Genomic DNA, 19,955 nt, shown 5'->3' with positions numbered 1-19,955 from the left:
CTTATGCTTTGTAAATTTTTACCGCACATTTTTTAAAGTCTGTTTGACCTGATTGTGGACAAGTTGCATCTAAACAAACTTTGTTTATAAATACTTTTTCATCAAACCAAGGAACAAAAACTAATCCTCTTGAAGGTCTATTTCTCCCTCTTGTTTCAACTCTTGCTTTTACTTTTCCTCTTCTACTTTCAACCCATGCAAGTTCACCTTGTTTTACACCATATTTATTTGCATCTTCTGGGTGCATATAACAAAGTGCTTCAGGAACTGCTCTATAAAGCTCTGGAACTCTCATAGTCATAGTTCCACTATGCCAATGTTCTAAAACTCTTCCTGTACTAAGCCATACTGGATACTCTTCATTTGGTATTTCAGGTGGATCCATATATGGTCTTGCAAAGATTTTTGCTTTATTTTTTAGAGATTTTTTAGTTTGGTCTTTAACTCCTAATAAATCTCCTTGAGCTAACTCTTTTGCTAATGTTCCATAAAATGCAAAATCACTATTTGGATTTGCTAGTTTTGCATAAGGGTCATATTTTGTATTAAATCTCCAAGATGTCTCTTTTCCATCAACAACTGGCCATTTTAACCCTCTTACTTTATGATAAGTATCAAAATCTGCTAAATCGTGTGCATGTCCTCTTCCAAAATCTGCATACTCTTCAAATAGATATTTTTGGATAAAGAATCCATAACCTTTCCATGGTTTTCCATCACTTCCTAGTACATTTCTATTATCTCCAAATGCTTCACTATTATCAAAACCAGCTTGTATTGGGTCTTTTTGGTCTGCTTTGTATGATTTTGCTCTATTATTTGCAAATAAAATCTCATACATTGTTGTATTTTCATTGTATCCCATAGCTTTTGCAGCCTCAATCATACTTGGAAGTTTTACCTCACCATTTGTACTAAGTAAGCTTTGTTCACCCCAAACATCTTTTACTGTAAATCTTTTAGATAGCTCTACCCATTGCCATGTATCACTCATAGCATCTCCAACAGGAACTACTTGTTGTCTCCAAAGTTGTGTTCTTCTTTCAGCATTTCCATATCCACCCCATTTTTCATAAATCATAGCAGATGGTAAAATAAGGTCTGATACTTTTGCAGAAATTCCAGGATATCCATCTGATGTTACGATAAAGTTATCCATCTCTCTTGCTGCTTTTATCCAGTGAGTTGCACTTGCTGTGTCTTGATATGGGTTACAAACATTTACCCAAGCAAATTTTATATTTCCATCTTCGATATCTCTATGAATTTTCATAATATGTTGAGTACCTTTTGGATTTATAGTTCCAAGTGGTACATTCCATACTTTTTCAGTAATTTCTCTATGTTTTGGATTTTCATTCATCATATCTGCTGGAAGTCTATGCGTAAATGTTCCAACTTCTCTTGCTGTTCCACAAGCACTAGGTTGTCCAGTTAGTGAGAATGCTCCACTTCCAGGATGTGCTTGTTTATTTAGTAAGAAGTGAACATTATATGAAAGTGTATTTACCCAAGTTCCTCTTGTGTGTTGGTTCATTCCCATTGTCCAGAAACTTACAACTTTTCTATCTTTTTCAATATACCAATCTGCTAGTTGTTGAAGTTTTTTCTTGAATACTTCAATATCTTCATCAGGGTCTCCTTTTGAGATTTTTGCAACATAATCAAGAGTATAAGGTTCTAGGAATTTTTTGTACTCTTCAAAACTAATCTCCCAGTGAGCAAGACCAGTGTTTTTATTTACCATTTTATCACCAGCTTTATATCCATAAGGAGCAAGAGCTGGAGCTTCTGTTTCAGAGACAGTTTTTTCCATCTCTTTAGAAATTATTTCCATTTCAGCTTTTGAATATTTTCCATCTATTATAGATTTCTCGTCACTTCTTCTCATTCCATAGCCAATATTAACTGGACTTGCAGCAAAAACAATATGCTCTTTTACAAAATCCCAATCAATAGCTTCTGGACGATTGTAAACAATCTCCCTAGCAATATAATTCCATAGAGCTAAATCTGTATTTGGAGTAAAAATTATTTCCATATCAGCAATATCAGAAGTTCTATGTCTATAAGTAGAGATATTTATAACTTTTACTTTCTCAGGATCACTTAATTTTCTATCAGTTACTCTTGACCATAAAATAGGGTGCATTTCAGCCATATTTGAACCCCAACAAACAACAGTATCTGTTAGTTCAATATCATCATAACAACCACTTGGCTCATCAATACCAAATGTTTGATAAAACCCAACAACCGCACTTGCCATACAGTGTCTTGCATTTGGATCAATAGCATTTGATCTAAATCCAGCTTTCATCATTTTAAGCGCTGCATAACCTTCCATAATTGTATATTGACCACTAGCAAATACACCAATTCCTTCTGGACCTTTCTCTTTTAAAGCTTTTTTAATATGTTTTTCCATCTCATCAAAAGCTCTTTTCCATGATATTGGAGCAAAATCACCTTTTTTATCAAATTCACCTTTAGAATTTACTCTTAAAAGAGGAGTTTTAAGTCTATCAGCTCCATACATAATTTTTGCATTAAAGTATCCTTTAATACAGTTAAGCCCTCTATTAACAGGAGCTGCTGGGTCACCTTTTACTGCAACAATTTTTCCCTCTTTTGTTGCAAGCATAATTCCACAACCTGTTCCACAAAATCTACAGGCTGCTTTATCCCAACGCCAACCACTTTCAGCATTAGATGCTTGTGCTTGAAGCTCTGATGGTACACTCATACCAATAGCTGCTGCTGCACTTGCTACTGCTGAACTTTTTAGAAAATCTCTTCTTGAAAGTGACATTTCTTCTCCTTTTGAAATAAATTTTTAAACAATAAATATTAACAAATAGGGGAATTAAATGCCTTGACACTAGTCAAATTATTTAATCAATTAAGTAATTTATAAGTTGTAAAAATAAATAAACTATTTACTTTTACAAAATAGCATAATTTTTTCAAGTTCGTTTTTAAGTTCCATTAATCTTTTATTTGAGTGAAGGAGTTGTTCTTGAGTTTGAATAGCTATATCTTCACTTCTATTTAGCTGTTTTGAGATATCACTTTTATCTTGAAGTTCATTTATAATCTCATCAAATTCGCTTGTTAGTTCTTCTAGTTTATATGAAGCATTTTTTGATTGTTCTAGGGCACTATTTGAATCAATAATTGCACTATTTATTTTATTTAAAAAGCTATTGAACATATTACTAGCTTCTATTAATTCTCCTTCAGCTTCAATTTTTAGTGGTTTTAAAGGCTCTTCTAAATCTTGATCCATTATTTTTTTAGACTCTTCAATAAATTTTAGAGCATTTTTTTCCATAGTTTTTAGCTCTAAAAAACTATATAAAATAAGTAAAACTATTAAAAGAGCGAAGAAATATTGAGTATTTTTTAAAAAGTTTATTTTTTGTTCACTATTTATTGTATGAAGGCTTACAAGAGCATCAACTTCAGATAACAAAATAGAGTTTGAATTATAAATATTGTTTACAATATTTGTAAGTTCATCTTTTTTAGATTCATCTAAAAGTAGCTCTTTGAAGAGTTCTATATTTTTAAGAAAATTTGTCCAAAGGAGTTCAACTTTTAACATCTGTTTATCTATTTTTATATTTGGGGAATCTTTTAATTTATCTAAATTATTACCACCTTTTAGACTTGAAAGGTTGTATATAAACTCGCTTATACTCTCATCTAGTTCATTTTGATTAGCTGTTTTATTTGAGTATAAGTAGAATATATTTTTAGAGATATTTTGAGTTAGCATTCTTTGTTTTCCAGCAATATTTATAATCATTGCATCTTTTTGATTTTTATTATTTAAATAGATTGTTGTTGTAACGATACTACTCATTAAAAGAGTAAATAAAATTCCTAATATTTTGATTTTTGTACTAATGCTACTTTTTTTCATATTGCTACCCCCGTAAAAATTGAATTTAATGCAAATTTATTTTTAATTATAATCTCTTGATTTTCAATATCAATTATATCATCTCTTGAAAGTTTTTTTAGAACTCTCGATAAAGTTTCAGGTTGAATGTGTAGCATAAAACTAACTTCTTGTCTTTTTAAGCTATTAAACATTTTTAAATCTTGAACTAACATATAAGCAACTTTTGCTGTTGCATCAAAAACCAACTCTCTATTTACTAAACATTGAAGTTGATGACTCTTATTTAAAAGAGAGTTCATAAGCTCTTTTACAAGAATATTATTATCTAAAAAGTGTTCTTGTAGTTTTAAAAAATCTACAGATAAAACTATTGAATCTTCTATAAAAGAGGCATTTGAAAAACAGTAAATATCACTACTATTAATAGAGCTAAGTTCACTAATAAGTGAATTAGAGTAAATATGATATAAAAATATTTCATTATCAAATTTATCATATTTATAAATTTTTATTAAGCCACTAACCAAAAAAAGAAGATGATTTTTTACATCTGTTTCATAAAATAAAATTGTATCTTTGTCATATTTTGATATATGTGAAAAATTGCTTAGTAATTCTATTTGATTATTATTTAGATTTTTAAAAAAATCTAAACTTTGAATACTCTCTTGAAGTGTCATAAAAATCCCTAAATAGTTTTATTTAAGCAAGTATATATTAAGCTTGTACAAAAGACAATTAAAACGCTATATAATCGGAGAGACAATGGATTTTAGAATTTTTATAAAAGCAGTTGGAACTGGAATTAAAGGAAATAGAGATTTAACTTTTGATGAGAGTTATGAAATAGTTAGACAGATATTAAAGCAAGAACTAACAGAAGCACAAATAGGTGCTTTTTTGATTGCTTGGAGAGTAAAACTTGAGACTAGTGAAGAGTTTAAAGGAGCAATTAAAGCTTTAAATAGTTTTATTAAATATAAAGAAGTTCCAAACTCTTTGAATTTAGGATATAACTTTGATGGAAGAGAAAAATACCCATATTTATTTCCTTTATATGAGACTATTTTAGAAGAGTTTTTCAAAAAAAATAGCGATGTAGAAAAATTAAATCTTGTTATTAGTGGAGATTTATTACAACCAGCAAAAAAAGGAATTACTACAAAAGATATATTTGAAAATTTTGACAAGGGTCAATATTTACACTACTTTGATAGAGTAGAATACTTAAACGAACTAAGTAGTTTAACATCTCTTAGAAATGAACTTAGATTAAGAACAGCTTTTAATACAGTTGAAAAGCTTTTAAATCCATCTAAGAGTGAATATGGAGTTTGTGGGGCATTTCATAAGCCTTATGTATCTAAATATCTTGATATGTTTGAAAATGATTTTAAAGATATTACGGTTATAAGAGGAAATGAAGGTGATATTGAAATATTTAAAGATTCAAAATTTTGGCAAAAAAAAGATGGACAAATTTTGGAAACAGAGTTTTTCTTAAAAGATTATGGAATAAATTTTGATAGAACTTTTGAAAATATAACTTTGGAAGAGAATTTAAATATTTTAAGAAATTATGATGATGAGATTTTAAAATTAGCGAAATTTAATGTAGCTTTATATCTTATTTTCGCAAAAAGAGTAGCTAATCTTGATGAAGCTTGGCAAAGGTTAAATTAAAAAAGGATTTGAATGCTTATAGATGGATTTGGAAGAAAGCATGACTATTTAAGAGTATCTGTAACTGAAAGATGTAATTTTAGATGTCATTACTGTATGCCAGAGAAACCATTTTCTTGGGTTCCTAGAGAGAATTTATTATCTTATGAAGATCTATTTAAATTTATAAAAGTAAGTATTGATGAGGGTATAAAAAAGGTTAGAATCACAGGAGGAGAACCTCTTTTAAGAGATAATTTAGATTATTTTATAAAATTAATAAGTGATTATAAAAGTGATATAGATTTAGCTCTTACGACAAATGGTTTTTTACTTCCACAAATGGCACAAAAATTAAAAAATGCAGGATTAAAAAGAATAAATATATCTCTTGATACTTTAAATCAAGAAAGAGCAAAACAAATAGCACAAAAAGATGTTTTAGATACAGTTTTAGAAGGTATAAGAAAAGCAAAAGAGGTAGGATTAAAAATAAAAATAAATTGTGTACCTTTAAAAGGGATAAATGATATTGATATTTTAGAGGTTTTAGAGTTTTGTAAAAAAGAGGGTTTTCCAGTTAGATATATTGAGTTTATGGAGAACTCTTTTGCAAAAAATAGTGCAAAAGGTTTAACTTCGAATGAAATTTTAGAAATTATTTCTAAAAAATATCCAAATTTTGTAAAAGTTCTAAGAGATACAACTTCTCCAGCTCAATATTATGCTTTAGAAGATGGATATGAGTTTGGAATAATCGAACCACACAAAGATGATTTTTGCTCATCATGTAATCGTATTAGATTAACAGCTGAAGGTTTTTTGATTCCTTGTTTATATTTTGAAGATGCAATGAGTATAAAAGAGGCAATAAGAGCAAATGATATAGATAAAGCAACAGAAGTTTTAAAGTTAGTTTTAAAAAATAAACCAGAAAAGAATAGATGGTCAAATGCAAGTGATAATAAAGTTTCAGGAAGAGCTTTTTATCAAACAGGTGGATAATTTAAGAAATTTAAAGTAAATATAAAGCAAACTTTATATAAAATTCGCACCTATTTTCATTTGGAAATAAATTTACATTATACCTATTAGGAGGTCAAAATGGCTTTAGATCAGGAATTAAAAGCAAGTATTATAGCAAAATATGCAAAAAAAGATGGAGATACAGGTTCAGCTGAAGTTCAAATTGCACTATTAACAGAGCAAATCAAAACTTTAACAGAGCATTTAAAAGTATTTAAAAAAGATCACTCTTCAAGATTAGGTCTATTAAAAATGGTTGGAAAAAGAAAAAAACTTTTAACATATTTAAGAAGAACAGACTATGCAAGATTTACTGAATTAGTTGCTTCTTTAGGAATTAGAGCAAAATAATTTTTCTTTAGAAATTTAAAAAAGGGACTATGGTTTTTCATAGTCCCTTTTTTTATACACAAAGATTAATCATAGTTTTTGTAGAATAAAGAAAAATTATGAATAATGGAAAAATTATAATATGTTATTAACAAAAAAAAGTGAATATGCACTACTATCTTTAATATCAATTGCAAAACATCAAGAACCTATAAATGTAGATATTTTATCAAAAGAGCTTGAAATCTCTAAATCATTTTTAGCAAAAATAATGCAAAATTTAGCAAAAGCAGAATTGGTTATATCTCATAGAGGAGTAAATGGTGGTTTTGTTTTAAATAAACCAATAGATCAACTTACAATTTTAGAGATAGTTGTAGCTGCTGAAGAGCGAAATCCTATGGTTTTTGAGTGTTCTGACTCGATTGATTCTTGCCCAAATAATAAAGCAAAACTTTGTAACATTTGGCCACTTTTAAATAATTTACAATTTAGAGTAAATGATTTTTTAGCACAATTAACTCTAAAAGATATAGCATAATGAGACTTTTTCATATATCGCATACAGATTTAGATGGTTTCTCTTGCCAATTTCTAACATCAAAAGTTTTCTCTAAAACTCACTATTTTAATGCAAATTATGGAGTAGAGGTAAAACTTAGTATTTCAAAAGTTTTAGAAGATATTAAAAATCACAAAGATGAAGAGATTTTATTAATTATTAGTGATTTGAATTTAACTTTACAAGAAAGTATCGATTTAGATATAGAGATAAATAGATTAAATAGTGATGGTTTCAAAGTAACTTTACAGCTTTTAGATCATCATATAACTGGTAAAAAGAGTGCAGAAAAATTTGATTGGTATTTTTTAGATGATAAAAGATGTGCTACAAAGATAGTTTATGATTATCTTTTAGAAAAGTTTAATGCTAATATCAAAAACTATGAAAGCTTAGTAAATTGTATAAATGCAGTTGATATTTGGCTTGAAAAAGAGAGAGATAATTTTGAGTTTGGAAAAGTTTTAATGTCAATGCTTATAAAAGCAAGAGAGATAAACTCTATACTATTTCCTAATCTTGATAGAGAGTACAAATTTTATTTACTTGAAAAAGCAAAAGATTTTTTAAGTTTTGAGAATGCAAATATAAAGTTAGATAATGAAGTTCATTTTTTAAAAAAAGAGTTCTTAAAACTTGATAATTTTGATGATACTTTGGATAATTTAAGTGCAAAATATCTTGTAAAAACTCTTGAAACTATCAAAGAAGAATTAACAGTTGTTTATAAAGAGCAAAAAGGTCTTTTAACTTATTGTTTAGGTGCTATTTCTATTCCTGCTAATACATTTTTAAAAGCAAATAAAGATTATGACTTTTTTATAGATATCAATAAAAAGGGAAATGCCTCTTTTAGAGCTGATGGAAAACTTGATGTTTCACTTCTTGCCCAAAAGATTGCAAATGGTGGTGGACACATAAATGCAAGTGGTGGAAAGTTTGAAGATTTTAAAGAGAGTATTGATTATTTATCAGTTAAAATGTATGTTCAAGAAAAACTTGACAATCTAAAGTAAGGAGAATATTATGGAGTGCGAATTTCCAACAGTAAACTCAAATAAAGATGAGATAAAAGCTATTTTTGAGGAGATAAAAACTATTGCAATAGTTGGGCTTTCTCCAGATAGTGAAAAAGCATCGTATAGAGTGGCAGAGTATTTAAAAAATGCTGGTTTTAAAATAGTTCCAATCTATCCAAAAGAAGATGAGATTTTAGGTGAAAAAGTTTATAGAAGCTTGGTTGAAATACCATTTGATATAGATATGGTTGATATTTTTAGAAAACCAGATGCTATTGCTAAAGTTGTAGATGAAGTTTTAAAAATAAAAGATGAAAAAAATATTAAAACTGTTTGGTTTCAATTAGGTTTAGCAAACAATGAAGCTGCACAAAAGGCAAAGAGTGCAGGGCTTAATGTTGTTCAAAATAAATGTACAAAGATAGAGCATAAGGCTATATTTAATTAACTCTTTTGATTTTTAAGTTTGAGTAGGATTAACTGTGTTGTAAAAAGTTATTTTTGCAACACATCCACTAATATTATCTTTTCTATTTTTTATTGATATTTTTGCATTTAAAGCATCACTTGCAATTTTGGCCAAATAAAGTCCTAATCCAACTCCATTTTTAGTTCCCATTTTTTTAAAAGGAGCAAAAACATCTATATTCTCATCAATTCCACTACCTTCATCTATTATTTTTATAACTATTTTCTCATCTATTTTTTTTAGTTTTATTAAGATTTTATGGTTATCAGGGGTAAATTTTATGGCATTTTGAACAAAGTTTTGCAAAATTTGATTAAATAGAGTTATTCTAATAGATGTATGTAAACTTGAAACATTTGATGTAAAAATTGTATCAATTCCTCTTTGATTTGAAAGCATTTTATAATCATTAGTTTTTCTTTTTATATAATCAACTAAATCTATTTCAATAGGACTTTCAAATTGTGCTCCTTCAGTTCTTCCAATGTCTAAAATAGAGCTAATCATTATATTCATATCATCAATTTGTTTAACTGTAAGTTTTAAAGCCTCTTCATACTCCTCTTTTTCTCTACTTTTTTTAAGCAATAGCTCATTTTTTAGTTTCATAACAGCAAGTGGAGTTTTAAGCTCATGAGCAATTCCTACAAAAAGCTCTTTTTTAAATTTTACATAAGTTGCAATTCTATTTGTCAAAGAGTTAATAGAGTTTGCAAGAGTTAAAAATTCATCTGGTAAATCTTTTGTATCAATTTGACTTAAGCTCTTTTCATCCATATTTGATAATTTTTTATTTATTTGCATAATTGGTTTTAAAAGTGATTTTGAAACAATAAGTGAATATAAAAGCATTAAAATAAAACCTGGAATTGCCAAAATAAAAAGATTTTTAAAAATAATTGAGTATAAAAGATTTCTTTCAAGGGTTATATCTTTTGTAATTTGTAAAGCTGTACCATCTACTAAAGGATAAATTAGTTTTAAATAATATTCATCGTTTTTTTGAAAATTTAAAAACTCTATTTTTTGTATATGTTCTGATATTAGTTCTATAGATTGAGATTGTGTTTTTACTGGCTTAAAACTATCTTTTATATACCCTTGTTCTATCTTTTTTGCTTGATAAAGTAAATTTTCTTGCATATTATCATAAAAAGAGCTTTTGGCATATTCATAAAAGATAAAAGAGAGGATTATTATAAACAAAGAGGAAGCAAATATTAGTTTTCTATAAAACTGTTTATAAATGCTTTTACTCTCCATTTTGCAAATTTAAAAGTTATTTATCTTCTGCTTGATTTGGATAACAAAATCTGTAACCTCTTCTTCTAATTGTCTCAATAGTTGAGATATTTAGAGGTTTATCCATTTTTTGTCTAATTTGGTTAATTGCAACTTCAATAACATTTGGAGTTACAAGTTCTGGCTCTTCCCAAATAGCATCTAATAGTTGCTCTTTACTTACAATTTGGTCTCTATGTCTAGCTAAGTGTGTTAAAACTTCAAAAGGTTTACCTTTTAGTTCAATCTCTTCACCTGCATATTCTATTTTTTCTTCATCTGGATTTATAACTAAATCATCAATTTCAATAATATTTGTTCCACCAAATCTTAGTCTTGCTTCAATTCTTGCTAGTAAAATATCAAAGTCAAAAGGTTTTTTAATAAAATCATCAGCACCAGATTTTAGTGCTTCAATTTCACTTTCCTTATCATCTCTTGCTGAAATAATTACAACAGCAGTTCGTGAACTTCTATTTTTAACAATTTTGCATAATTCAATCCCATCTCCATCAGGAAGCATCCAATCTGTTAAAACTAAGTCATAGTTTCTAATATCTATAAAATATTCAGCATCTTTGTAGTTTTCTGCAGTATCAACTTGATATCCAAAATCAGTCAATCCCTCTTGCAGAGTTCTATTTAATGTAATCTCGTCCTCAATTATTAAAATTCTCATAAAAATCCTTAAGTTAAATTTAATCTTAAATTTGTTCGCAAGTATATCATAAAAAATTCAAAATTTAAAGCTTTTTTAAGCTAAATGTTAAAAATTGTAAATATATTCATAAATATGGTTTAAAAATAGCGATAAATAAACTATTTATTAACTCAAAATAGATAAAATACCGCAAATTAAATTCTAAGGAAAAAAATGAAAAAAATAGTTACAAGCTTTGTAGCATCGTTGGCATTAGCTTCAGCATTAAATGCTGCAGAAATTTATGCAACAGTTGATGGAGAAAATATTACAAAACAAGATATTGAGATGATTATTCAAGACCCAAGAATAGATCTTGATAAAATTCCAGCAGAAGCTAGAACACAAGTTGTTGATCAGGCTATTAATAAAAAATTATTAGCAAAAAAAGCAATTAAAGATGGTATTGAAAAAGATGCTCAATATGTTGAAGCTATAGGAAAAATTAAAGAAGATTTAGCATTTCAAGTTTGGCAAAAAAATGAGGTTGATAAACTAAAATTTAGTGATGCTGAAAAAAAAGATTTTTATGAAAAAAATAAAGATAAGTTTAATATTCCAGAAACTTTTGAAGCAAGTCATATTTTAGTTGATACTGAAGCAGAAGCTCAATCAATTATAAATGATTTAAATAAAGCTAGTAATAAAGAGGCAAAATTTAAAGAGTTAGCAAAAGCTAAATCAAAAGATCCTTCAAAAAGTAATGGTGGATATTTAGGAAAATTTGCAGCTGAACAAATGGTTCCAGAGTTTGCAAATGCAGTTAAATTATTAACAAAAGGTGGATATTCAAAATCTCCAGTTAAATCACAATTTGGTTACCATGTTATTTTATTAAAAGATAAATTCCCAGGAAAAGTATTAGCATATAATGAAGTTGAGGGAGAAATTAATCAAGTTTTAATTGGAAATAGTTTTGGTAAAAAAGTAAAAGAGCTTATTGAGAATTTAAGAAAAGACGCAAAAATCGTAATTAAATAAGGAGATTAGATGGGTGTTTTAAATGTTGTAAATGCTGGAGTATTAACAGGAAGTGAAGCTAAAAAGCTTTTCAGGTTTGCAAAAGAGCAAGGTTTTGCAATTCCTGCAGTAAATGTTGTAGGAACAGATTCAGTAAATGCAGTTTTAGAAGCCGCAACAAAGGTAAAATCTCCAGTTATTATTCAATTCTCAAATGGTGGAGCAGGTTTTTATGCTGGAAAAGGTTTAAAAACTGCTGATGCTGCTGTTTTAGGTGCAATTAGTGGAGCAAACCATGTTCATATTATGGCAAAAGCTTATGGAATACCTGTTATTTTACATACAGATCATGCTGCAAAAAAACTTTTACCTTGGATTGATGGATTAATTGAAGCTGGAGCTGAACACTTTGCAAAAACAAAAAGACCTCTTTTTACATCTCATATGTTAGATTTAAGTGAAGAGAGTCTTGGAGAGAATATTGAAATCTGTGTTGAGTATTTTAAGAAGATGAATAAGCTTGATATGATGATTGAAATTGAACTTGGAATTACTGGTGGAGAAGAAGATGGTGTTGATAACTCAGATGTTGATAATGCACTTCTTTATACACAACCAAGTGAGGTGGCATTTGCTTATGAAGAGCTTAGTAAAGTTGGAGAAAATTTTACAATAGCTGCTAGTTTTGGAAATGTTCATGGTGTATATAAACCAGGAAATGTAGTTTTAAGTCCAAAAATTTTAGATAATTCTCAGAAATTTATTGAAGAGAAGTTTAAAACTATTAAAAATCCTGTTGATTTTGTTTTCCATGGAGGTTCAGGTTCTCTTTTAAGTGAAATTAGAGAAGCTATCTCTTATGGTGTTATTAAAATGAATATTGACACAGATACACAATGGGCAACTTGGGATGGAGTAAGAGCTTATGAGGCTAAATATAAAGGGTATTTACAAGGACAAATTGGAAATCCTGAAGGTGAAGATAAGCCAAATAAAAACTATTATGACCCACGAAAATGGCTAAGAGCAGGACAAGAGACTATGATTGCTAGACTTGAAACTGCATTTAGTGACCTTTTAGCTTTAAATAAAAACTAAAAAACTCTTTTTTTGTATCTATTTGTAACAAATAGATACAAAATCTTATAAAATAAATCTCTTTATGTTATTGTAACTCTAATGCTATTTTTATATGTTAGTATTTTGATACTTAATATCAATAAAGGAGTTTATTATGATTTATGAAAGACCACAATACAAAGAACAATATGAAAATTTTATAGGTGGAGAGTGGATTGCTCCAAATAGTAAAGAGTATTTCCAAAATATTTCACCAGTTGATGGGAAAGCTCTTACAAAAATCCCAAGATCAAATGAAAAAGATGTAGATTTAGCAATAGAGGCTGCAAAAAAAGGCTTTGAAGAGTTTAAACATACATCAGTTACACAAAGAAGTGCTTTATTAAATAAAATAGCTGATGTTGTTGAAGCAAATCTTGAAACTTTAGCTGTTGCAGAAACTTTAGATAATGGAAAAGCTATAAGAGAGACTTTAAATGCAGATTTACCACTATTTATAGACCATTTTAGATATTTTGCATCAGTAATTCGTGCAGAGTCTGGAACAGTTGCTGATTTAGATGAAAATACTATCTCTCAAGAAATTTATGAGCCTTATGGAGTTGTTGCACAAATTATTCCTTGGAATTTTCCACTTTTAATGGCTGCTTGGAAATTAGCACCTGCTATTGCTGCTGGAAATTGTGTGATATTAAAACCAGCTAGTTCAACACCACTTTCAATTTTACTATTCTTAGATTTAATAAAAGATGTATTACCAAAAGGTGTTATAAATGTTATAAATGGAGCAGGAGGAAAAATAGGAGAATATCTTGTAACACATCCAGATATTAAAAAAGTGGCATTTACAGGAGAAACATCAACAGGGCAAGAGATTATGAGATATGCCACAAAAAATATTATCCCTTCAACTTTGGAGCTTGGTGGAAAATCTCCAAATATCTTCTTTGAATCAATTATGCAAGAAGATGATGAGTTTTTTGATAAAGCAATAGAAGGGTTAGTTTTATTTGCATTTAATAGTGGAGAGGTTTGTACTTGCCCTTCAAGAGCTTTGATTCAAGAGTCAATTTATGAACCATTTATAAAAAGAGTTATTGAAAGAGTAAAAGCTATAAAATTAGGAAATCCACTTGATACAGAAAATACAATGGGTGCTCAAAATTCACTAAATCAAAAAGAGAAAATTGCAAAATATTTACAAATTGCAAAAGAAGATGGTGCTGAGTGTTTAGTTGGTGGAGATATTTATCATTCAACTATAAATCCAGATGGATTTTATATAGAGCCAACAATCTATAAAGGACATAATAAGATGAGAATTTTCCAAGATGAGATTTTTGGACCAGTTTTATCTGTTACAACTTTTAAAGATGAAAAAGAGGCTATCCAAATAGCAAACGATACAATCTATGGTTTGGGTGCTGGAGTTTGGTCAAGAGATGCTCATCAAATTCATAGAGCTTCAAGAGCTATTGAAGCAGGAAGAATTTGGGTAAATTGTTATCATTTATATCCAGCTCATGCCTCTTTTGGAGGATATAAAAAATCTGGAATTGGAAGAGAAACACATATGATGATGTTAAATAATTATAGACATACAAAAAATATATTAACTTCTTTTAATACAAAAGCTTTAGGATTCTTCTAAAATATAATTAAGCCCATATTTTATGGGCTTAAAAATAGCTCAAAGTTTATAAAAGTTCTATTTTATAACCTGTATTATTTTGATTTACTATTAAATCTTTATGTATTTTACTTCTTAGTCTAAATAGTACACTTCTAAATGCTGCATAACCAGCTGGTTCATCTTGCCAAATAGCATATTCAAGTTGCTCTTGAGATACATTGTGTCCAGGGTTTTCACAAAGATATTTTATAATTTTTATCTCTTTTGATGTTAGTTTTACAGGTTCATCTCCATAATATAAAATCTCTTTCTCTTTATCATATAAATAACCATATTTAAGTTGAATAGTCCGTGATTTTTGCTCTTGATTTAACTCTAATTTATGAATTAAAGTTTTATTTACATTCTCAATAGCATCTAGTTTTATATTTTTTTGTCTATCCTCTTTTGCTTTGCTTAGTGCTATTTCTATTGCTGCATGAAGGTTTGACTTTTTATAAGGTTTTAATAAGTAACCATAAGCAAAAGCCTCCGAAGCTTTTTTTATTGTTGCAAGTTCAGAGTTTGCAGTTAAAAAAACAACAGGAACAAAAGGCATAGTGATTTTTAACTCTTTTGCTAATTCAATACCTGTTGTTGGACCTTTTAAATAGATATCCATTAAAATCAAATCAGGAACTACCCCTTTTTCTAAAATACTAAGAGTTTTACATTTATTTGGTGCAATTCCACAAGGCTCATATCCCAAATCTACCAAATTCTCTTTTAAATTTAGGGCAATAATTGATTCATCTTCTACTATTAGAATTTTTACTTTACTCATTACTCTTCCTCTTCTTTTGAAAATATAATATTACACTCTAATCCTCTATTGTTTTTAAAATCTAGAGTTCCATCTAATTGGTTTTCTACAATAGAGTGAATTAATTGCATTCCTATGGATTCACTTTTATATAGGCTATTTATATTTTTTAAACCCTCTCCATTATCCCTGATTTTTACATTGATTTTATCTCCTATCTTTTTTATATGAATACAAAGTAGATTATCTCTATCCTCTTTAAAAGCATATTTTAAAGAGTTTACACATAGTTCATGGATAACCATACCAATTTGAATACATCTATTTGTTGAAAAAATTATTTTATCTATATGTAAATCTACTTCCAATTTTGTATTTTGAGATATATATAACTCTTTTATATCTTGAACCAATCTTTTTATATAATCTTGTAGATTTATAGAGGCTAAATTTTCACCTAAGTATAAAAACTCATGTACTAATGCCATAGTATTTATTCTACTTTTAGCTTGTCTTAAAATATATTTTATCTTATCATCATCTGCTCTTCTTAATTGCATAGCCAATAAAGATGAGATAATTTCCATATTATTTTTAACTCTATGGTGAATCTCTTTTAATAAAACCTCTTTTTCATTTAAAGATCTTTGAATTTCTAAATTCATATTTTTAATTTTTTTATTTATCTCTTGTTTTTTAGTAATATCTCTACCAAATGCACAAATGTACTCTTTGCCTTCAAAAATAAAACTATGTCCAGATACTTCAACAGGAAAAATATCTCCACTTTTTTTTCTTTGAGTTGTTTCAAGTAGAAAGTTATTAGTATTTTTTATCTTTTGCATAGTCTCTATAGCTGTTTGTCTATTGAAATTTGTATCAAAGACTTCAAGATATTTTCCTATTAATTCATCTCTTCCATAGCCCAAAATATTACAAGCAGTATCATTTAAATATACTATTTTTGCATCTATTGTAAACCAATAGATAGAATCAACAGAATTGTTTAATACAAACTCATAAGGAATTAATCTCTCTTTATCTTTATCTTTTAACTCTATATAAGATTTATAGACTCTTTGTATAGCTTTTTGCATATGAGTTAATATAAAAAATAGTAAGAAAACACTAAAAATAAGAAAGATAAATAGTAAATTTAGGGTTGAACTATAACTATTGCTAAGTTGGTCATATATAAAATAGATAAAAGTTACACCGATAATCAGATAAAAAACTGAAAATTTAGCAGGAATATGTTTGTTGTTATTTAGAAAATTTCTCTTTATTAAACTCATATAATTGCCTTTCATCTTTTTTATGTATTCTAACAAATTTTATTTCATTTGTTTTCTTTTGCGAATAATTTGCGATTTTGTTTAATTACTATTCGATTGTTTTAAGAGATAAATTATTAAGCCATTTAGGAGGTCTTATGTACGAACTTATGCCAAATGAGAAAAAATTTGTACAAGTCATAGATTTAAAGAATAATGGATTTGTAGAGTTTAATTTTGCAGTAGGTGAAGCTATTATGAATGTAGAACTTATGTTACCACACAAAGCTTTTATTGAGTTTTGTCAAAACAATAGAGTATCTTTTTTTACAAAAGAGCAAGAAGAAGAGCTACTAATTGATAATAACCATTGGAAATATGGTTTAAACTAAATTTAAGGAGAGAATATGGAATTAAATATTGCAAGTATTGAAATTGAACCAAAAAGACATACATATAAACATGTTGCTAAAAGGTTAGGTGAAGATAGACCAGCTTCAAGATATGAAGAAGCTGTTCTTGATGCACAACCAACTGAGAATTTTCATTATAGACCACAATGGGAACCTGAATTTGAAATCTATGATAAAAATAGAACAAAAATTAAAATGAATGATTGGTATGATTTATTAGACCCAAGAAAGTTTCATTATATGTCATATGTTTCAACAAGAGCTTCACAAAATGCCGCAAATGAGCAAAGTTTTGAGTTTATTGAAAAAAGAGGTTTAGTTAATTTTATTAAAAAAGATAATTTACAAAAAGTATATGATTATTTAACACCATTAAGACATTATGAATATGGTGCAAATATGAATAATCTTACAATTGTAGATAGAGTTTATGGAACAGCTATGATGAGTGCTTGTCTATTTCATGCAGAAGATAGAATTGGAATGGCTCAACATATAACAAAAATTATTTTACTTCTTAGTGAGAATGATGTTTCAAAATTAGATGCAGGAAAGGAAGCTTGGTTAAATTGTCCTAAATGGCAAGGTTTAAGAAAAGCTGTTGAAGATTCACTTGTAGAAAAAGACCCAATTAGATTATTTGTTAAACAAAATATTGTTTTTGACGCTTTTGTAATTCCTTTGATGATTAATGAGTTTTCAAAAGAGTTAATACAAAATGATGAAATGACATTTTCAATGTTGAGTGAATTTATAGTTTCTTGTTATGAAGAGACAGTTAAATGGCTAGATAGTGTTTTAAAAGTTATGGTAAATGAATCAAATGAAAATAGAGAATTATTAACTTCTTGGATAAAAGAGGATATAGAAATTATTGAAAATTCAATGGAATCACTAGCTACATTTTCAAGTAATCCTAAAGAATCAATATCAAGAGTGAAGCTTGAATTAATTGAAAGATTAAATAAATCAGGAATAAGTTTATAAAACTTATAAATTAAATAAAAAGGTGAATATATGTCAGCAAGTATAGCATTATTATGTCTTCAAGCAACAGAAGATGGAAGAGCAATAGCAGAAGCTATAAAAGAAGATAATGAGGGTGTAATAATTACAAATAAACCAGCAATGATTCAAATTGAGCGGCCAGAAAGAATAACTATAAAAGCTTCAACAGTATCTCAAGCTTTAGGAAGAGATTGGAATCCAGAAGAGTTACAGTTAGTATTGATTTCTTTAGGTGGACAAGTTGATGAGACAGATGAAGAGTTTATAGTTTATTGGAATAATTAATATTAAATAAGGGAGATATTATGAGTGTAGAACCTAGAAAAAAAAGATTAAATAAAAAAGATGCATATAAATATATGACGAGACTTGGTTGGAATCCAACTTATCAAAAAGAGGAAGATGTTTTTCCATATTTAGAAATGGAGGGATTAAAAATTCACGATTGGGAAGCTTGGGAAGATCCATTTAGAATGACAATGGACTCTTACTGGAAATTACAAGCTGAAAAAGATAAAAAGCTTTACTCAATTATAGATGCATTTGCTCAAAATAATGCACAAAAGAATATTACAGATGCAAGATATGTAAATGCTTTAAAACTATTTTTGACAGGTGTAACTCCACTTGAATATAAAGTTGTTCAAGGTTTTTCTCATGCTGCAAGAGCTTTTAAAGGAGAAGGTGCTTCTATTGCTTGTCAAATGCAAGCTATTGATGAGTTAAGACATTTCCAAACTCAAGTTCATACTATGAGTCATTATAATAAATATTTTGATGGTTTTCATAGTTTTCCTATTATGCATGATAGAATTTGGTATTTATCTGTTCCTAAATCATTTGGTGATGATGCAAGTACAGCAGGACCTTTTGAGTATTTAACTGCTATTTCATTCTCTTTTGAGTTTGTATTAACAAGTCTATTATTTGTTCCTTTTATGAGTGGAGCTGCTTATAATGGAGATATGGCAACAGTTACATTTGGTTTTTCAGCTCAAAGTGATGAATCAAGACATATGACTTTAGGTCTATCTGCTATTAAATTTATGTTAGAGCAAGATGAGGCAAATGTACCCATTGTTCAAAAATGGATGGATAAGTGGTTATGGAGAGGTTATAGAATGTTAGGTCTTGTAGCTATGATGATGGATTATATGCTACCAAATTCACCAACTTCATGGGCGGAAGCAGTTGAGTTATATATAGAGCAAAACTGTATGGCACTATATAAAGATTTAGAAAAATATGGAATTGTAATTCCTATGGATTTAGTAAATACAATTGTTGCTGAAAAAACACATTTACCTCATCAAGTTTGGAATATTTTTTATAATCATACAAATGCGGCAAATATTCATATTTGGATGCCAGATGAAAATAAAATGAATTGGTTAAGTCAAAAATATCCAGATACTTTTGATAAATATTATAGACCAATGTTTGAAAGATATATTGAATTAGAGAAAAAAGGTGAGAGATATTATTCAGAAACTTTACCTATAATTTGTCAAACTTGTCAAATTCCATTAGGATTTACAGATATTGAAGGTGGCAACCCTCATGTTTATACACATAAGACATCTGAATATAACGGTGAGATTTTCCATACTTGTTCTAATGGTTGTAAAAATATATTTGATGCACAACCTGAGAAATATATTCAAGCTTGGTTACCTCCTCATCAGATTTTCCAAGGAAATTGTGGTGGTGCTACAATTCCAGAAGTTTTAAAATGGTATCAAATAGAGTATGGTGTTGATAATATGGATTATGTAGGTTCACCTGATGAAGCGATGTGGAATAAATTAAAAAATATATAAAAGGAG

Annotated in this window: 20 protein-coding genes; 13 read left to right on the top strand and 7 right to left on the bottom strand. The window is 28.3% G+C overall.

The annotated features are described in order from the left end of the window. Nucleotide 1: 1 nt before the first annotated feature. From napA to AFAEC_RS09340, 3 genes are all read right to left on the bottom strand, one after another. The gene (gene napA, locus AFAEC_RS09350; RefSeq protein WP_026805194.1) at nt 2-2,812 is read right to left on the bottom strand and encodes a nitrate reductase catalytic subunit NapA; all 2,811 of its coding nucleotides are present in this window, start codon (nt 2,810-2,812) and stop codon (nt 2-4) included. A gap of 123 nt (nt 2,813-2,935) precedes the next feature. Beyond that, nucleotides 2,936-3,928, bottom strand: coding sequence for a type IV pili methyl-accepting chemotaxis transducer N-terminal domain-containing protein (locus AFAEC_RS09345; RefSeq protein WP_026805195.1), 993 nt, complete (start codon nt 3,926-3,928; stop codon nt 2,936-2,938). Then, nucleotides 3,925-4,590 carry a Crp/Fnr family transcriptional regulator gene (locus AFAEC_RS09340; protein WP_026805196.1) on the bottom strand — a complete coding sequence of 222 codons (666 nt, stop codon included), beginning with the start codon at nt 4,588-4,590 and terminating at the stop codon, nt 3,925-3,927. Before AFAEC_RS09340 ends, AFAEC_RS09345 begins: the two co-directional genes overlap by 4 nt. Before the next feature lie 85 nt (nt 4,591-4,675). On the opposite strand from AFAEC_RS09340, the gene AFAEC_RS09335 reads away from it, so the two are divergent. The 6 genes from AFAEC_RS09335 to AFAEC_RS09310 all read left to right on the top strand — a co-directional run bounded on the left by AFAEC_RS09335 (nt 4,676) and on the right by AFAEC_RS09310 (nt 8,957). After that, a complete protein-coding gene (locus tag AFAEC_RS09335) occupies nt 4,676-5,593 on the top strand; it encodes a glycosyl transferase (RefSeq protein WP_026805197.1) in 918 nt (305 codons plus the stop codon). Between the two features lie 12 nt (nt 5,594-5,605). Further along, complete coding sequence (gene moaA / locus AFAEC_RS09330; protein WP_026805198.1) at nt 5,606-6,577, top strand: GTP 3',8-cyclase MoaA; 972 nt, start codon at nt 5,606-5,608, stop codon at nt 6,575-6,577. Between the two features lie 99 nt (nt 6,578-6,676). Then, nucleotides 6,677-6,949, top strand: coding sequence for a 30S ribosomal protein S15 (gene rpsO, locus AFAEC_RS09325; RefSeq protein WP_026805199.1), 273 nt, complete (start codon nt 6,677-6,679; stop codon nt 6,947-6,949). Nucleotides 6,950-7,070: 121 nt separating this feature from the next. Next, entirely contained in the window at nt 7,071-7,469 is a 399-nt protein-coding gene (locus AFAEC_RS09320; RefSeq protein WP_026805200.1) for an RrF2 family transcriptional regulator, read from the top strand. Beyond that, entirely contained in the window at nt 7,469-8,506 is a 1,038-nt protein-coding gene (locus AFAEC_RS09315) for a DHH family phosphoesterase (protein WP_026805201.1), read from the top strand. The genes AFAEC_RS09320 and AFAEC_RS09315 overlap by 1 nt, the downstream gene beginning before the upstream one ends. A gap of 10 nt (nt 8,507-8,516) precedes the next feature. Further along, nucleotides 8,517-8,957: a CoA-binding protein gene (locus tag AFAEC_RS09310; protein ID WP_026805202.1), complete on the top strand. Its 441-nt coding sequence runs from the start codon at nt 8,517-8,519 to the stop codon at nt 8,955-8,957. A 12-nt stretch (nt 8,958-8,969) separates the two neighbouring features. Here the strand turns inward: AFAEC_RS09310 and AFAEC_RS09305 are convergent, their stop codons facing one another. Both AFAEC_RS09305 and hsrA read right to left on the bottom strand, forming a co-directional pair. Next, nucleotides 8,970-10,121, bottom strand: a complete 1,152-nt coding sequence (locus AFAEC_RS09305) for a HAMP domain-containing sensor histidine kinase (protein ID WP_225442372.1) — start codon at nt 10,119-10,121, stop codon at nt 8,970-8,972. 136 nt (nt 10,122-10,257) lie between these two features. After that, nucleotides 10,258-10,938 (bottom strand): homeostatic response regulator transcription factor HsrA, encoded by a 681-nt coding sequence (hsrA, locus tag AFAEC_RS09300; protein WP_026805204.1) that lies wholly within the window; start codon nt 10,936-10,938, stop codon nt 10,258-10,260. A gap of 195 nt (nt 10,939-11,133) precedes the next feature. On the opposite strand from hsrA, the gene AFAEC_RS09295 reads away from it, so the two are divergent. The 3 genes from AFAEC_RS09295 to AFAEC_RS09285 all read left to right on the top strand — a co-directional run bounded on the left by AFAEC_RS09295 (nt 11,134) and on the right by AFAEC_RS09285 (nt 14,650). Beyond that, complete coding sequence (locus AFAEC_RS09295) at nt 11,134-11,940, top strand: peptidylprolyl isomerase (RefSeq protein WP_026805205.1); 807 nt, start codon at nt 11,134-11,136, stop codon at nt 11,938-11,940. 9 nt (nt 11,941-11,949) lie between these two features. After that, nucleotides 11,950-13,017, top strand: a complete 1,068-nt coding sequence (gene fbaA, locus AFAEC_RS09290) for a class II fructose-bisphosphate aldolase (RefSeq protein ID WP_026805206.1) — start codon at nt 11,950-11,952, stop codon at nt 13,015-13,017. A 136-nt stretch (nt 13,018-13,153) separates the two neighbouring features. Then, nucleotides 13,154-14,650 (top strand): aldehyde dehydrogenase family protein, encoded by a 1,497-nt coding sequence (locus AFAEC_RS09285; RefSeq protein WP_026805207.1) that lies wholly within the window; start codon nt 13,154-13,156, stop codon nt 14,648-14,650. 46 nt (nt 14,651-14,696) lie between these two features. On the opposite strand, the gene AFAEC_RS09280 is transcribed toward AFAEC_RS09285, so the two are convergent. Next, the gene (locus tag AFAEC_RS09280; RefSeq protein WP_026805208.1) at nt 14,697-15,455 is read right to left on the bottom strand and encodes a response regulator transcription factor; all 759 of its coding nucleotides are present in this window, start codon (nt 15,453-15,455) and stop codon (nt 14,697-14,699) included. Further along, entirely contained in the window at nt 15,455-16,729 is a 1,275-nt protein-coding gene (locus tag AFAEC_RS09275; RefSeq protein ID WP_026805209.1) for a sensor histidine kinase, read from the bottom strand. Before AFAEC_RS09275 ends, AFAEC_RS09280 begins: the two co-directional genes overlap by 1 nt. A gap of 137 nt (nt 16,730-16,866) precedes the next feature. Here AFAEC_RS09275 and AFAEC_RS09270 point away from each other — a divergent pair, with 137 nt between their 5' ends. From AFAEC_RS09270 to AFAEC_RS09255, 4 genes are read left to right on the top strand one after another with little or no spacing between them, the layout of a single operon-like run. Beyond that, nucleotides 16,867-17,100: a phenol hydroxylase subunit gene (locus AFAEC_RS09270; RefSeq protein ID WP_034216083.1), complete on the top strand. Its 234-nt coding sequence runs from the start codon at nt 16,867-16,869 to the stop codon at nt 17,098-17,100. Nucleotides 17,101-17,115: 15 nt separating this feature from the next. Then, nucleotides 17,116-18,108 (top strand): ferritin family protein, encoded by a 993-nt coding sequence (locus AFAEC_RS09265; protein WP_026805210.1) that lies wholly within the window; start codon nt 17,116-17,118, stop codon nt 18,106-18,108. Between the two features lie 30 nt (nt 18,109-18,138). After that, entirely contained in the window at nt 18,139-18,414 is a 276-nt protein-coding gene (locus tag AFAEC_RS09260; RefSeq protein ID WP_026805211.1) for an MmoB/DmpM family protein, read from the top strand. 20 nt (nt 18,415-18,434) lie between these two features. After that, nucleotides 18,435-19,949: a YHS domain-containing protein gene (locus AFAEC_RS09255; protein WP_026805212.1), complete on the top strand. Its 1,515-nt coding sequence runs from the start codon at nt 18,435-18,437 to the stop codon at nt 19,947-19,949. Nucleotides 19,950-19,955 lie beyond the last annotated feature (6 nt).

This window comes from Aliarcobacter faecis, assembly GCF_013201705.1.
Taxonomy (GTDB): Bacteria; Campylobacterota; Campylobacteria; order Campylobacterales; family Arcobacteraceae; genus Aliarcobacter; species Aliarcobacter faecis.
The sequence above is the reverse complement of the archived record's forward strand: the minus strand, read 5'-3'. Positions and strand labels throughout refer to the sequence as shown.